Raw genomic sequence first — 15102 nt, 5'->3', positions numbered from 1 at the left:
AATTTGTTGACACTCCGCCGACGCCTGTGTTATATTTTTTGAAGCGCTTGCGCATTTCCCGCATTGCCTCACACGCTCAAGCGACCCGTTTTATCCGAACGACCCATTATGACACAAAACAGCCACCCTGGTTCTCCTCTGCAAGCGCGCGGCTTTTCACGCCGCGCGTTCGCCCAAAGAGCGCCGCGTCCGAAATTCCGTCCGGTCGATACCCTTTGGCTGACCACTCTCGCAATCCTGAGCCTGGCGGCTACCGTGATCCGCTTCGGCGTTGACGCGATCGGCGACATCGGCGCGTTCGCCGCCGCCGCGACCGTCGCCGGCCTGTACTTTATCGGCTGGCGCGTTCGCGACCGCACGACCGGCGTCATCGCCGGCGCGCTCCTCGCGCTCAGTCTGACCTACACCGGCAGCCTGATCGGCCATCCTGAGACGGCCGTCTTCACGCTTCTGTGCACCGCAGCCTTCGCCGCCATGGCGGGCGGACAGCTCATCGGCGCCGCGCTTCTGGCGGCCATCGCATCCGTCATCCGTCCCGACGGCCTATTACTGGGCGCGGCTCTGCTCTGCATGCCCCCCAGCGACGATTCCCGCCTGCGCTGGCGACCCATTGGGCTGTTTCTGATCACGACGGCGCTGGGCGCCCTGGTCGCCTACAGTCTGCGCTATGCGCCGCCCGCGCTCCGAATCGGCATCACGCCCATTTTGCTCGGTCAGGCGATCCTGGGCGGCAACGCCGTCCTCGCCTGGTTCCTCTGGCCGTTCCTCGCGGAGCTCGGCGAACCGCTGCGGCGACAGCGCTGGCTGCCGTTCATTGTGTGGACAGTTCTGTACGCCGCCGCGGAATCCCTCTTCTATTTTCTCCAGCCGGGCCAGTCATGGCCACCGCTGGCGCCGATCTTCGCCCTGCTCGTCGCCGGCGGCATGGCGCGCCTGATTCCCGTGCTCGCCGGGGAATTCGCAAACCCGACTCTGCGTTACGTGCTGGCGACGCTCGCCGTCGTCAGCCTGGTCGGCGTACGGGTCGCCATGGACTGGCCGCACGCGCGCCTCACGCCCAGGCTCCCAGTCACCGTCCTCGCTCCAGTCGCTACACGTCCCGCAGCGAAGCCGGCGGCGCCGCACGCAGCTCCGCCCCCGCAGCCGGCGACTGTCGTTTCGGCGCCCGCGTCCCACCCCGCGCCCACCGCCGCCATTACGCCCGTCGCGCCCAAACCGGTCGTCGCAGCCCCCACGACACCGGCCACGCCCAAGCCGGCGCCGCAAGTCGTCACTGCGCCTCCGACGCCGTCTCCGGTCAAACCAGGGTCCGTTCCGCACCATGTGGTCAAGGTTCCGCCCGGCGCGGTCATCGCGCAGCCCGGCGCCCCCCGCATCTCCGACACCGAGGGCGACAATAATTCGGTCCGCACCTATATCTGGAAAAACGGACACTTGATCAAGCGATCCCCCTGGGCCATCGCCTGGGACCGCAAACAGCAGGCGCTCGCCAAGCAGCGCGAAGCGGCCGCCCACGCCGCCCCCGCGCCAAAACCAGCGACGCCCGCCCCCGCCGCGACTCACACCGCGCCGGCCCCGCATCCCATCGCCGCCCCCGCGCCGCCAAAGCCTGCCCCGCCGGCTCCCAAGCCGATCGCGGCGGCTGTCAAACCAGCTGCCAAGCCAGCAGTCAAGCGCTATGCGGCGAAGCGCCCCGTTTGGAGACCACGCGTACGACATCGCTCCATCTGGGCGATCCGATGGGAGCAGGCGCACCCGAAGGGTCGGTAGTTTGCCCGTTGGGTTGGGGCGGCGTCTATAGGCTGACCCGCCGCCCCCGACGCCTTGGCTGCCCGTGTGACCTACCTTGGCCTTCGACTGCCCCACCCTGGCAAACCACCATGGCGCTTCGGGGATTTCGGTGCAAACCTCGGCTTTCGACCGCTTCCTGCGGCGCAAACCCACCCCGGCGCTTCGTGCGCCCCAGGTCCTACCTACCCCCGGCCTCCGGCCGCCCCTCCCAGGCAAACCCACCCCGGCGCTTCGCGCCACCCCTCCCGCGACGGGAAGGGTTTGTAGGATTGCCTCTTACGATAGTCGTTTGCGATAACATACTCTGAAATAACCCTTCCCGTCGCGGGAGGGGTGGCGCGAAGCGCCGGGGTGGGTTTGCGCCGCAGGGAGCGCACGAAGCGCCAGGGAATTAATCGAAGGCAATAGCTTCGAAAGGTCGGAACACATAAAAAAACGCCTCCTCTCTCCCGTTTGGGAGAGAGGAGGCGTTTTTGCTAGGGACTAGTAATCGTCGTCGTCGTGGCCGCCGCCGTTGCTTGAGCCGCCCTTCTTGTCCTTCTTCTCCACGACCAGCGAGTTGGTCGAGAGGATCATGGACGCGATGGAGGCCGCGTTTTGCAGCGCGGAGCGGGTGACCTTTGCGGGGTCGACGATGCCGGCGGCGATCAGGTCGACGTACTCCTCGGTCAGGGCGTTCAGGCCATGGCCCTGGGGCAGGTTCTTGACCTTCTCGACCACAACGGAGCCTTCGAGGCCGGCGTTTGCGGCGATCTGGCGGAGGGGCTCTTCGAGAGCGCGGCGCACGATGGAGGCGCCGACCTTCTCGTCGTCGGTTTCGCCGATGCCCACCAGAGCCGGGATCAGCGAGACCAGGGTCGCGCCGCCGCCGGGAACGATGCCTTCTTCCACCGCCGCGCGGGTGGCGGAGAGAGCGTCTTCGAAGCGATGCTTCTTCTCTTTGAGCTCAGTCTCAGTCGCGGCGCCGACGGAAATGACGGCCACGCCGCCGGACAGCTTCGCGAGCCGTTCCTGCAGCTTTTCCTTGTCGTAGGAGGAGTCCGTGTTATCGATCTGGCGTCGCAGCTGCTCGACACGGCCCTTGACCGCATCGGCCGCGCCGCCGCCTTCGACCAGGATGGTCTCGTCCTTGGAGATCGTGACCTTCTTCGCGGAGCCCAGGTCTTCCAGGGTCACGCCGGTCAGCTTGACGCCGAGGTCTTCCGTGATGAAGCGGCCGGCGGTCAGGACAGCGATGTCCTCCAGCTGAGCCTTGCGGCGGTCGCCGAAGCCGGGAGCCTTGACCGCGACGACATTCAGGATGCCGCGCAGCTTGTTGACGACCAGGGTCGCCAGGGCCTCGCCATCGACGTCTTCCGCGATGATCAGCAGCGGGCGGCGGGACTGGGAGACCTTCTCCAGCAGCGGAACGAGGTCCTGGGCGCTGGAGATCTTCTTTTCGAAGATCAGGATCAGCGGGTTGTCCAGGGACGCTTCCTGGCGCTCGGGATCGGTGACGAAGTAGGGGGAGATGTAACCCTTGTCGAACTGAAGGCCTTCGACGACGTCCAGCGTGGTCTCGGTGCCCTTGCTCTCTTCGACGGTGATGACGCCGTCCTTGCCGACTTTGTCCAGAGCGTCGGCGATCAGGTTGCCGATCTCGGTGTCGTTGCCGGAGATGGAGGCGACCTGCGCGATGCCGGCCTTGTCGGTGACTTCGATCTTGCGCTTGCCGAGTTCCTCGACCGCCTTCTCAACCGCCAGTTCGATGCCGCGGCGAAGCGCGATCGGGTTGCCGCCGGCCGCGACGTAGCGCAGGCCTTCGTTGACGATGGCCTGAGCCAGAACGGTGGCGGTGGTGGTGCCGTCGCCCGCGACGTCATTGGTCTTGGAGGCGACTTCCTTCACGAGCTGCGCGCCGAGGTTCTCATACGGATCGTCAAGCTCGATCTCCTTGGCGACAGTGACGCCGTCCTTGGTGATCGTGGGGCTGCCCCACTTCTTGTCGATGACGACGTTGCGTCCCTTCGGTCCGAGGGTCACCTTGACGGCGTTCGCGACGGCGTTCGCGCCGCGCTCCAGCGCTCGGCGGGCTTCCTCATTAAAAAGCAGTGTTTTTGCGGCCATGGTGTATCCTTTCGATTTTCATCGATCGTGTGTCGCCGCCTGGGAAGGCGGCGGGAAAGTTCGCGGGTTTAAGCGGCGTGGACGGCGTAGATCTGATCCTCGTCCAAGATCACGTACTCGGCGCCGTCGAGCTTGAGCTCCGTGCCGCCGTACTTGGAGTAGATAACCTTGTCGCCGACCTGAACGGTCAGGGTCGAGCGGCTGCCGTCATCAAGAACGCGGCCGGGGCCGACGGCGATGACTTCGCCTTCCTGGGGCTTCTGCTTGGCGGAATCCGGGATAAAGATGCCCCCCGCCGTCTGCGTCTCAGCGTCGCTGGGCTTCACCAACACTTTGTCGGAAAGCGGTCGGAAATTGACTGCCATAATCGTTGCGACCTCCTGGGTGAGTTTCGAGTTTTAAACCGTGCATTAGCACTCAGCACATCCGAGTGCCAAAACCGTATACAGTTTACTCACGGGCGCGGAAGTTTGTCAAGAGGGATTTTCACATTTTTCTTGAGTGTGAAACACTAAAGTCGCAGGGCGCGCAGCACCGCGCCCTGAACGGGAGGCTCCAGGGGCTCGATAATCGTCGCCTGCGGAGCAAAACGGTGTGCAGATCGGACAAAGACATTTTTCAGATAATCGCCCGCCCGCCACAGGCTGCCGATCGGGACGATCGGAAACGGCGGATCGTCCGCCGTAAAGATCTTACGTGAAACCGCTTCGGCGATCTGCGCCAGCGCCCCGCCCGCCTGCATCAAGATACGCTGGCTGACATGGTCCCCATCGTCGTTCGCCGCATCCGCGACGACCTTAGAGAGCGACGCGATCCTGACCCGGTCCAGCGCCCCGCCATAGACCGCCGCAATGATCTCCGGCGCTCCGAGCCCCACGACGTCTTGAATGCGCTCGGTCAGGATCGTCCGCTCCCCCAGACCGTCCGCAGCCTTCAGCACGGCGGCGAGCGCCGCGCGCCCCACCCCATAGCCGCTGCCGGAATCGTCGATCAAATATCCATAGCCGCCCGCCTTATGACTGGCCGCGCCATTTTCGCCATACGCCACTTGCCCGGTACCGGCAATGACGATGATCCCCGGCGCGCCGGCCGTCGCCCCCGTGAATGCGGCGACAAAGTCTCCCTCCACTATCACATGGGCATGGGAAAACCATTCGGCCAGCAGCGCTTGAAACGCATAACGGTTCTCCACCACGGAAAACCCCGCAACGCACGCGCAAACCGCCGTCACCTCACTCGCAGACCGTCCCGCCAGCGCCGCCTCACACGCCGCGCGCGCCGACGCAAACGCCTCCGCCACCGGCATCGCCGAAATGCTGCACGCGCCGGACGCGCCTTCACCGAGCGTCGCGCCGGTTTCGTCGGCGATACGCGCGAGGACTTTCGTGCCGCCGCCGTCGATGCCCAAGACGAGTTTATTCACTTGGTGATGTCCTCCCAATGCAAATCTAAATCGGCAGCAATTTGGCCATAAGCTTGTCGAACTCGGCCTTTTGCGTCGGCTCCAAGCGGTCAGGGTTCATGGTCGGCAGGCCGGCGTTGCGAAAGCACATGCGAAGGTAATCCACGAAGTTCGTCTCATGCCATTCTTCCGCCAGCGGGCCGTCAGCGGCCGCGTTGGGAATGTCCATGTAGTAACCGCCTTCGCGCGGCTCTCCATTTTTGGTATTTTCGTCCGGCGCTACGTTGATGACGTTGATATTGTGCCGGAGCGGGACGTTGAATGCGGCGCTTGATGGGAAGATTACTAGTGGGTCCACTCCGATACCGCAGGCCCACTCGTTCGGGGGAAGAAAATCGCCCGTGAAGTCGACGCTTCCGACAATTTCGTACCAGGCGCAAATCGACAGCGGGAGCGCGCCGATTTTGCGCTCGACCTTGGCGATCTGCGTGAGAACGGAGTCGGACGGCGGCTTAACGCGCACGCGCTTTTGGAATTTGTACCCGATCTTGGGAAGCTCCTGGTCCAGCAGAAGAATATTCTCGCGAGCGCGCCGCATGGTCTCCCTGGCGACGGCGACCGCGTCGCCAAGCTTATCCGACGTGCGGATTTCGGCCCCCATCGCTACGATTTCCGTCCATACAGCTTCACATTCGCCCTCAGCGTAGCGTCGGATCCACTCAGAGTCGGCGCCCCTGCTTTGAGCAAGAGCGTAACGATAGGCATCGTGCTCCGACGTGACGCCGCCGCTGCGGGCGGCGGATTTCTCCCATGTCCCGATCGCCTGCCAATCACCGCCTTCCCATCGAAACGGGAGCGGCGGATGCAATTCTGTCCGCCCAATCGCGATCGGATCGCTCGTATATCCGTGTTCGCTCCACAGCGCATGATGTTTCGCCGGAGTCTCGTCGGCGAGGAACAGCTTCAAATAGACCTGCGGATCCGCGCCTCGCTCATCGTACGAAGTTTGATATCGAAGCCCCGGCCAAAGGTCTTTGACGGGAAAACAATACGATTGGCTGTGATCCTTCATAAAACCAGCCAAAAACGCAGCAGATTCCTTATGCATCTCACGCGTCAATGTTTGGCCGAGTGGCTCCCCGAAGATTTGGTTCAGCATCACGCAAACCGCTTCGCCCATGCGGGCGGAGTCGAACGCACGAAAACTCGCCACAAATTCTTCTTGATTTGCGTTCATGGTCGTTCCCTTGGCGCCTCCCGCCAGTGTAGTCAATCGCTGCTCTGGACAAGCCTCCTCACGCCTTGACGTCCTCCAAATGGCTCGTGTCATTCAGCAATTGCAGCCGCCCGCCGTGCGGCGGCTTGTACTCCACGATCGACAGGCTCGCGTTGTCCAGACTGATGCGCGGCAGACACGTCAGCGGCGCCTGCATCGCGTCGAGCAAAATGGGCCGAAGCGCCGCGCCGTGTCCGACGATCACAATGGTCGCATCTGGGGGATTTGTGTCCAAAATCTCTTGCAAGACGGTTAAGACACGCGTCTTGACCTGTGTCCACGACTCGCCGCCGGGGATCGGCGTGTCCAATTCCCGTTCGCCGTGATATCGCTTCCAGAGATCGGGATAGCGTGCGGAAACCTCGGTGACGGTCTGTCCTTCCCACTCGCCAAACCCCTTCTCCCGCAGCGCCTCGCGCGGCTGCGCCGAGAGCTTGTGCCCCTTCGCCGCCGCCGCGATTGTGTCCATCGCCCGCGTCAAATCGCTGCTGTAAACGGCGTCCAGCTTCCATGGTCCCAGCCGCTTCGTGAGCGCCTGCGCCTGCTTCACGCCCAGCGCGCTCAGCTTGCTATTCGTGTGGCCTTGAATGCGGCCTTCGGTATTCCACTCCGTTTCGCCATGACGGACAATCAAAAGACGTGTCAAACTCTCGCTCCCTTTGCCGCCGATACGGCTTTAATTTAGTATAGCCGATTGGGACCACGTCGATTGATTTTCGAAGAGTGCGTTTAGCGGTACAATAATAGGACGCTCTCTTAATCGCTTCTAATTTCCGAACGCCCCCTCGCATGGGTTGACTTTCCCGGTTTCCCTGAGCTATAATATCTCCAACACTTTTTCGGGATGTAGCGCAGTTTGGTTAGCGCACCGAGCTGGGGGCCCGGGGGTCGCAGGTTCGAATCCTGTCATCCCGACCATGTGTTCCGGCGTTTTTTTTTCGAGACGCGGTAAGGCGGCAGGCGGAGAGTTTCACTCTCCGCCTTTTGTCTGCGTGACCTCCCAAACCCAATTTTCACAGGATTTCCAAATTTATGAGTACGCCTTCTTCGCAGCAGACGACGGTGCAAGTTCTTCACGATGGCTGGCGCGTGCGCGATGTGCGCGGCGAGGATGATCCGCCGACGACCGCGCTGCCGTGGCTGCCGGCGCTGGTCCCGGGCCATGTTCATCTGGACCTGATGGCCGCCGGCGTTATCGCCGATCCGTTCAAAAACTTCGCTGAGCGCGGCGCGCAGTGGGTGGATGAAACGGACTGGGTCTATGAGACGACGTTCACAGTCGCCGAACCAGTCGCGGCGCGCACGCTGCTGCGCTTTGAGGGGCTGGATACGATTGCGGAGATCGCGCTCAATGAGACGGTGGTCGGGCATTCAGACAATATGTTCATCCCCCATGAGTTTGAAGTGGGGCATGTTTTAACGCCGGGCGAAAATACGCTGCGGGTGACGTTTGCGTCGGCGATGCGCGTGGGGCGCGAGCGTCAGGAGGCATGGACTGCGCAGCATGGCGAGGAAAAGACCAAACGGGATTGGCAGCTCTGGAGCCCGCGCTCGTTTGTCCGCAAGGCGCAGTATATGTACGGCTGGGATTGGGGACCGACGCTGGCTTCCTGCGGCCTCTGGCGTCCGGCGGGCCTGGTGAGTGTCCCCGTCGCGCGGCTGCTGGAATGGAAGCACGACGTCACATTCACGGACGATCAGGCGATGGTCGATTTCACGGTGTTCGTCGACCCCGCGCCCGAGGCGAGCCAGACGCCGCTGACTCTGACGATTGATCTCCCACGCGTCGGCAGCGACGAGGAAGAGTTCGATGCGCCGCTGCCGGACACCGTGACCGTGGACGTTCCCGCCGGCGCCGGCCGGGTTGCGGTGACGGCGCGCGTCGTCATCGACGAGCCGGAACTGTGGTGGCCCAATCGTCATAACCCCGAAGGCGAGTCGATCCATCCGGCGCTGTACGCTGTTGAAATCGCGCTGCATAGCGAGACGGAAGAGATCGATGCGAAATCCGCGAATATTGGACTGCGCACGATCGAGCTCATTCGTGAGCCGGACGCCGACGGCAAGGGCGAGGGCTTCCAATTCCGCGTCAATGGCGAGGACATCTTTATCAAGGGCGCGAACTGGATCCCCGCCGATTCGTTCCCCGCGCGCCTCGTGAACGAGCCGGGTTATCTGGACGGCGAGGACGACGGGGGCGACGCGCGCGTGTTCAACCTCGTCGGCATGGCCTGCGACGCCGGTTATAATATGCTGCGCGTCTGGGGCGGCGGCCTTTATGAGTCCGAACACTTCTACGAGCTTTGCGACCGGCACGGCCTGCTCGTCTGGCAGGATTTTGGGTACGCCTGCGCCTACTATCCCGATCTGCATGAGTACGCCGAAGCGGCGCGCGTGGAAGCCGTCGCGGCGATCCGGCGTATCCGAAACCACGCCTCGCTGGCCCTCTGGTGCGGCAACAACGAGAACCATGTGATGCACATCGGCAAGTGGGCGCCGGTGCGACCGTCGCGGCTGCTCGGCGAGCATCTCTATCATGACGTCCTGCCTGACGCCGTCGCCGCTGAAGATCCGCAAACGCCGTACTGGCCGTCGTCCCCTTACGGCGGCGGCGATCCCAACAGCAGCGATTTCGGGGACAAGCACAACTGGGACGTCTGGCACGGCGTCGGCGACTGGACCAACTACGCGGCTGACAACGCCCGCTTCGCCTCGGAATTCGGCTTCGCGGCCGCCGCCGGCCTGCGCGCCTGGAACACCTGCCTGACGGATAACGATCTCGCTCCCGACTCGCTCGCCATGCGCTGGCACGACAAGACGCGCAAGGGATACGACACTTATCTCAATCTGGTGAAGCTGCACTATCCCGACATGAAGTCTCTGGACGACCTTGTCTACTACACCCAGCTCAACCAGGCGGACGCGCTCAAGTTCGGGATCGAGCATTACCGCCGCCTCAAGGGCCGCTGCTGGGGCACGCTGTTCTGGCAGATCAATGACTGCTGGCCCACGCATTCCTGGGCCGTGATCGACTCCGAGCTGGAGCCGCGCGCCGCCCACTACGCCAGCGCCCGCTTCTATGCGCCGATGCTTCTCTCGCTCGTCCGTAAAGAGAACGCCGCCGAAGTCCATCTGGTCAATGACACGCTCAGCGCCGATCGGGGAGCGCTGGAAATCGCGCTCAAGACTTTCGATGGGGAGACACTCGCCCATCAATCCGATTCCGTGTCCATCGGTGAGAATTCCGCGTCTCTGATCGCCCGCTTCCCGCTGGACGCCGCCATCGGCCGCGAGGCGGAAACGTATCTCCACGCCACGTTCACGCCCACGGTCCATGCAAACGCCGCCGAGAATTTCCTTTTCCTCGCCGAGCCAAAAGAGCTAGAACTGGACGATCCGGAACTCGGCGTCGAACTGCTGGAGCACGAGGAATCGGGCTTCCTGATCGCCCTGACGACGCGGCGCTTCGCGGCCAGCGTCTGGGTGCAGATCGATATGGTGGACACCGAAGACGCAATCCCGACGCTCTCGGATAACTTCTTCCACATTCCGGCGGGCGAAAGCAAGATCGTTCATGTGGAGGAGTCCGACACGATTGACAGCGTGGAGAGTTTGGCCGAGCGGCTGACGGTGCGCACATTGTATGGCTATGCGATGTAGCGACGGCCTCTCCATTCTTGGGTATCACTAGATCGCCGCAGCTTCGATCGCGGCGATCTTCGTCTTTCGATAACCCAAGGAGCAGTCTGAATGAACGACAATTCCACGACATCGCCTCAGACCTTTCCGCCAATCCCTGCCGACGACTTGCAAAGAACTCTGATAGTAGCGCGGCCGGATACCGATGCAGGGCTGCGCCACATTGGCCTTGTGGGCGACACATATACGATTCTTTTGACCGGTGAGGATACTGCCGGCCGGTACTGCCTGATCGACATGCACATTCCACCCGGCGGCGGCCCCCCGCCCCATCGCCACGACTTCGAGGAAACATTCATTCTCCATGAGGGCGAGGTCGAAGCCACCTTCCGAGGCGCCAAGTCGACCATAAAGGCAGGCGAGACGATCCATATCCCCGCCAACGCCCCGCATCAGTTCCATAATGTTTCCGATCAGCCGGCGCGCATGCTTTGCATCTGTTCGCCCGCCGGACAGGAACAGTTCTTTCTGGAGGTCGGCGTTCCCGTCGCCACGCGGACAGCAGCGCCTCCCAAACTCGACGAAGCCCAGCAGGCGGCGTTTCGGGCAAAAGCCGAAGCGCTCGCGCCGCAGTATCGAACGGAACTGCTCCCGCCGGCTTAGTTCGTCGTTGAATCCGCATGTTCGTTTGGCGGGGGGAGGTCTTCCTTCCCCCGCGCATCCCACTCCGCAAACACTTCCTTCGCCGCGTGTATGCCGTTGATGGACGCCGGGAACCCGGCGTACGGGGTGACCTGGATCAAGACCTCAATCACTTCCTCGCGCGTCACGCCATTGTTCAAGGCGCCATGGATGTGAGCCTTGAGTTCGTGGGCCGCGTAGCCAATCGTCGCCAGCGATGCGATGATCACCATCTCACGCTGGCGCGGATCTAGGCCGGGACGGGAGTAGATATCGCCGAACGCGAACTCCCGGACATAGCGCGTCAGGTCGGGTGAGGTGGCCGCGACTTCCGCGAGAAACTGATCGCCGAAATCCTTATAGACACGCGCGACGATCTCCGCGCCGCGCTCGTATCGCTCATCACTCATCGTTCAATTCTCCATCATTACAGTTTTTAGGATTTTCGAAATTTACTCTCACTTGGTGAGAAATTTGGAAGTTCGTCAGCCGCCGAAAACGCGTTCTTCTTGCGGCTCATGAGCGAATATGAGACAATAGGTCCAGGCAAAACACTTGCCGGCAAGACTTGGTCTAATGAGTTCAGGAGGCGTAACCAAATGATGTGGCGACATGGCGATATTATGATCGCGGCGGTGGACGAAATTCCCGCCGGGGCGGAGACGAAGCCGGGAACGACGCTGGCGCATGGCGAGATGACCGGGCATAGCCACCGGATCGAAGAGCCCGGAACGGCGGAGATTTATGAGCGCGACGGCCGCTATTTCGTCCGCGTGCTGGCCCCCGAAGCGCGGGTCGTGCATGAGGAGCACAAGCCGATCACCCTGCCGCGCGGCGATTATCGGTTCTGGTATCAGCGCGAGTATACCCCGCAGGCCATCCGCCGGATTGTCGATTAAAGAGGAACGACGCCATGACAACCACCTTGGATCGAATTCTCACACCATCGATCGCGCAGGCGTTCGACCGCGCGCAGATCGAATCCATGATCCTGGCCGGGCGCGCGCCGCGCGGCCTTCGGGTGCACGGACATCTCTCGTTCGCCGGGAACCGCACGCTGACACAATTGCCCGAAGATCTGCGGGTGGACAGCCTGGACCTGAGCGGATGCGCCAACCTGACGTCGCTGCCCGAGGGGCTGCGCGCCACACGGCTGGACTGCACGGGCTGTCACGGCCTGACATCGCTGCCCCGCCGGCTGCATTGTTATGAGTTAACATTGCGCGATACATCGATCACCACGCTGCCGTCCGATCTTCAGGTAGAGTACCGACTGGATCTGACGGGCTGCGCGGAGCTTCAGAGCCTTCCGGAAGGACTAAAGGTCGGATCGCTGGCGCTGCAAGGCTGCGCCAGTCTGCGCGCGCTTCCGGAAGGTCTGGAAGTTTATTTCCTGGACATCAGCGGATGCACTCGATTGGCCCGGTGGCCGGAACAAGCGACGGTGCGCGTCGGGCGATTGAACGCGCGAGGCTGCCGCGCGCTGTCGTACCTGCCGTCCTGGATGACGCAGCTCGCCCAATTAGACCTGCGCGGCTGTGAGAGTCTCACGGCGCTGCCGCAGACCCTGCGCGTCAGCTCCTGGATCGATCTGGCCGACACGCAGATCACCGAGCTTCCGGCGCAGCTCGCGGGAGCGCGCCTGCGCTGGCGCGGCGTGCCGATCGACGCGCGTATCGCCTTTCATCCCGAAACGATCACCGCCCGGGAAGTTCTGGGAACAACCAACGCGGAGCTGCGGCGCGTGCTGCTGGAGCGCATGGGCTACGAGCGTTTTCTGTCGGACGCCCATGCCGACGAGCTGGACCGGGACACGGATCCGGGCGGTGAGCGCCGCCTGCTGCGCGTCCCGATGATCAACGACGAAGCGCTGGTCTGCATCTCCGTGCTGTGCCCTTCCACGGGTCGGCAATATATCATCCGGGTTCCTCCGCGAACCAGGACCTGCCGCCAGGCGGCGGCGTGGATCGCGGGGTTCGACAACACGGACGACTACCGGCCGATCATGGAGACATAGGCAACGCGCGCCAGACCGGCTTTACGGGGATGCGTTCGAGGAGCCCATCCCCGTAAAGCTCGTACTGGCCGAGCCGGTCCATATGGACATAGCCGATGTGGCAGCCGCAGGTCTCGTTTTTACAAAGGCGCGGCTGCAAGGCGTCGGCAAAATTCGAATCGTAAATATTCCCGATGGGGTCGCGGACGAAGTGACAGCGGCGCATCACGCCGTCGCCGTCCACCGAAATGGCCGTCTGCCCGGCCTGACACGGCTCGCCTTCGCTCGGATGGCGCTCGGTATTGATCGGAAACAAGGAATCGATTTGCGTATAGCGCGCGATCTCATCCGGTGTGTAGTAATCCATTTGGCGCTTATAGGCGTTTACCCAGAGATAGATATGCTCGGGTAGCGCGTCACGAAGCGCGGCAATATCCTCTTGATGCTCCTTGAGACCCACGCTCCCAACGCTGAAGCGCACCCCGCGCCGGTCGGCGTCGCGGCACTGCGCCAGGAACTTCTCCCGCGCCACTTCCCCCGGATGGTAGGTCGCCCAGAGCCCCAGCTTGCTCTTATCGCAGCGCTCCACCCAGTCCAGTCGACAGGAGAGATTCGTCTGGATCGCGATCTTCTCGACGTGCTCCATATTTGTCAGAGTCACAATCGCGTCCTGATATCGTTTGCGGACGAGCGCTTCGCCCCACGGCGTGAATAGCACGGAGATCCGTCGATCGCGCTGCTCCCCGACCCACGCGACAAAACGGTCCAATGCGCGGCGGTCGGCGTCGTGCTCGGCGTCGATTTCCGTATGCTTGGCGAACGGGCAGTATTCGCAGCCGTAGTTGCAGCTGGACAATGGCCCACGATAGAGAATGCGCAGGGTCGGCGTCATAGCAGCACAAACTCCTCCGACTGCCGGCGCGCGGCTTCCGAGTAAAGCCAAGGACCGATGGTGTCTGAGCGCTCGACACCGAACTCCGTCAGCGCTAACTTCCCGTCCCCCCGCGTCGCCAATCCCAGCGGCTCCAGTTCGGCGAGCTGCGGCAGATCCTCCCAGACCCGCGCCCCAAAGCGATCGAAGTACGCCGCTTCGTCCAGGCCCTCACACTGCAAGATCGTGCTGATGACGTATCGGCGGCGCTGTTCTTCACCCGTCAGACGCACGCCGTAGTCGGCGATATCGAACGCCGCATCGGGACGCGCCAGGTAGTCTTGCAGAACCCCTTTGACGCTGGTGCGGCCGACGGCGTACTCACGGGAATAGTGGACTTCGCGCGTATAAGAGCGAGCGCCGCAGCCGAGGCCGACCATGCCGTCGTCCTGGCAGCAGTAGACCGGGCCGACGTTTGATGCGTCCGGCGCGTGCGCGGCGCGGAACATACGCATGGAGACTTGCATGTATCCCGACGAAAGAAGAAACTCACGTCCCGCCCGGTAGCACGCGAGGCGCACATCCTGTCGCTCGCGCTCCACGCGGCTCAGGCCCGTCAGAGGGCGTACATAGAGCGGATAAAGATATAACTCCTCGGGCGCAGAGCGCAGAGCGACTTCCAGCGAATGCAGCCACGTCTGTACCGTCTGGCCGGGCAGCCCATAGATCAAATCGATATTGAGTGTCGGAATGCGCGCGGCGCGGATCGTTTCCAGCGCCCGTGTGACAAGCTCCGTCTCCTGCCCGCGTCCGGCGGCGGCGGCCTCGGCGGGGACGAAGCTCTGGACGCCCATGCTGACGCGGTCCACGCCTCGGTCCGCCAACACTTGCAGACGCTCGGGCGTCGCGGTGCGCGGCGATGTCTCCACGGAAGTTGGAACGCCGCCATGGACTCCGAAGAGTTCGGAGGTCAGATCGAACAGGCTATTGAGATCGTCCGGCTCCAGATATGTGGGCGTCCCGCCGCCGATCGCCATGCGCGCGATTTGGAAGTCGCCCAGCGCATCGCGCACGCGCAGGGCCTGCCGGCGCAGGGCGTCCAGATACTGCCGCTCCAGCGTCGCCGCCGGGTTGGCGGTTGTGAAGAGGTTGCAGAAGCCGCAGCGCATCTCGCAGAAGGGGATGTGCAGATAGAGAAAGAGCGCGTCTCGGCGTTCGCCCGCCCACAGATCGCGCAAGAGGATCGGCGGGTCCAGCGAGCGATACGCCATCTTGTGCGGGTAAGAGTAGGCGTACCCGACATAGGGCGTGTCCGACAGCATTTCTGAGAGCGTGGGGAT

Annotated in this window: 13 protein-coding genes and 1 tRNA gene; 6 read left to right on the top strand and 8 right to left on the bottom strand. The window is 62.9% G+C overall.

Annotation, left to right across the window (positions count from 1 at the left end):
* Positions 1-108 precede the first annotated feature (108 nt).
* On the top strand, positions 109-1770 hold the full coding sequence (locus tag D5261_RS16930) for a hypothetical protein (RefSeq protein ID WP_176587329.1): 1662 nt from the start codon (positions 109-111) through the stop codon (positions 1768-1770).
* A 504-nt stretch (positions 1771-2274) separates the two neighbouring features.
* Here the strand turns inward: D5261_RS16930 and groL are convergent.
* The 5 genes from groL to D5261_RS16905 form a co-directional block, all read right to left on the bottom strand.
* Positions 2275-3897, bottom strand: a complete 1623-nt coding sequence (gene groL / locus D5261_RS16925) for a chaperonin GroEL (protein WP_119322418.1) — start codon at positions 3895-3897, stop codon at positions 2275-2277.
* A 68-nt stretch (positions 3898-3965) separates the two neighbouring features.
* Complete coding sequence (gene groES, locus D5261_RS16920) at positions 3966-4262, bottom strand: co-chaperone GroES (protein ID WP_119322419.1); 297 nt, start codon at positions 4260-4262, stop codon at positions 3966-3968.
* A gap of 146 nt (positions 4263-4408) precedes the next feature.
* Positions 4409-5320 (bottom strand): N-acetylglucosamine kinase, encoded by a 912-nt coding sequence (locus D5261_RS16915; RefSeq protein ID WP_165864330.1) that lies wholly within the window; start codon positions 5318-5320, stop codon positions 4409-4411.
* A 25-nt stretch (positions 5321-5345) separates the two neighbouring features.
* Positions 5346-6536, bottom strand: a complete 1191-nt coding sequence (locus D5261_RS16910) for a hypothetical protein (RefSeq protein ID WP_119322421.1) — start codon at positions 6534-6536, stop codon at positions 5346-5348.
* Positions 6537-6594: 58 nt separating this feature from the next.
* Positions 6595-7221 (bottom strand): histidine phosphatase family protein, encoded by a 627-nt coding sequence (locus D5261_RS16905; protein WP_165864331.1) that lies wholly within the window; start codon positions 7219-7221, stop codon positions 6595-6597.
* A gap of 194 nt (positions 7222-7415) precedes the next feature.
* On the opposite strand from D5261_RS16905, the gene D5261_RS16900 reads away from it, so the two are divergent.
* From D5261_RS16900 to D5261_RS16890, 3 genes are all read left to right on the top strand, one after another.
* Positions 7416-7493: transfer RNA gene (locus tag D5261_RS16900), tRNA-Pro, on the top strand.
* A 114-nt stretch (positions 7494-7607) separates the two neighbouring features.
* Positions 7608-10235, top strand: a complete 2628-nt coding sequence (locus D5261_RS16895; RefSeq protein ID WP_119322423.1) for a beta-mannosidase — start codon at positions 7608-7610, stop codon at positions 10233-10235.
* A 90-nt stretch (positions 10236-10325) separates the two neighbouring features.
* Positions 10326-10877 (top strand): cupin domain-containing protein, encoded by a 552-nt coding sequence (locus tag D5261_RS16890; RefSeq protein WP_119322424.1) that lies wholly within the window; start codon positions 10326-10328, stop codon positions 10875-10877.
* On the opposite strand, the gene D5261_RS16885 is transcribed toward D5261_RS16890, so the two are convergent.
* Complete coding sequence (locus D5261_RS16885) at positions 10874-11305, bottom strand: carboxymuconolactone decarboxylase family protein (RefSeq protein ID WP_119322425.1); 432 nt, start codon at positions 11303-11305, stop codon at positions 10874-10876. The two genes, D5261_RS16890 and D5261_RS16885, sit on opposite strands and share 4 nt — an antisense overlap.
* Positions 11306-11494: 189 nt before the next feature.
* On the opposite strand from D5261_RS16885, the gene D5261_RS16880 reads away from it, so the two are divergent.
* The gene (locus D5261_RS16880) at positions 11495-11794 is read left to right on the top strand and encodes a DUF8820 family protein (RefSeq protein WP_119322426.1); all 300 of its coding nucleotides are present in this window, start codon (positions 11495-11497) and stop codon (positions 11792-11794) included.
* Between the two features lie 14 nt (positions 11795-11808).
* Positions 11809-12912 carry a DUF6745 domain-containing protein gene (locus D5261_RS16875; protein WP_119322427.1) on the top strand — a complete coding sequence of 368 codons (1104 nt, stop codon included), beginning with the start codon at positions 11809-11811 and terminating at the stop codon, positions 12910-12912.
* Here the strand turns inward: D5261_RS16875 and D5261_RS16870 are convergent.
* Positions 12899-13783, bottom strand: a complete 885-nt coding sequence (locus tag D5261_RS16870) for an STM4011 family radical SAM protein (protein ID WP_119322428.1) — start codon at positions 13781-13783, stop codon at positions 12899-12901. The two genes, D5261_RS16875 and D5261_RS16870, sit on opposite strands and share 14 nt — an antisense overlap.
* Positions 13780-15102, bottom strand: a complete 1323-nt coding sequence (locus tag D5261_RS16865; protein WP_119322480.1) for an STM4012 family radical SAM protein — start codon at positions 15100-15102, stop codon at positions 13780-13782. Before D5261_RS16865 ends, D5261_RS16870 begins: the two co-directional genes overlap by 4 nt.

This window comes from Capsulimonas corticalis, assembly GCF_003574315.2.
In the GTDB taxonomy this organism is placed as follows: Bacteria; Armatimonadota; Armatimonadia; order Armatimonadales; family Capsulimonadaceae; genus Capsulimonas; species Capsulimonas corticalis.
This window is presented reverse-complemented; position numbering and strand designations above follow the sequence as displayed.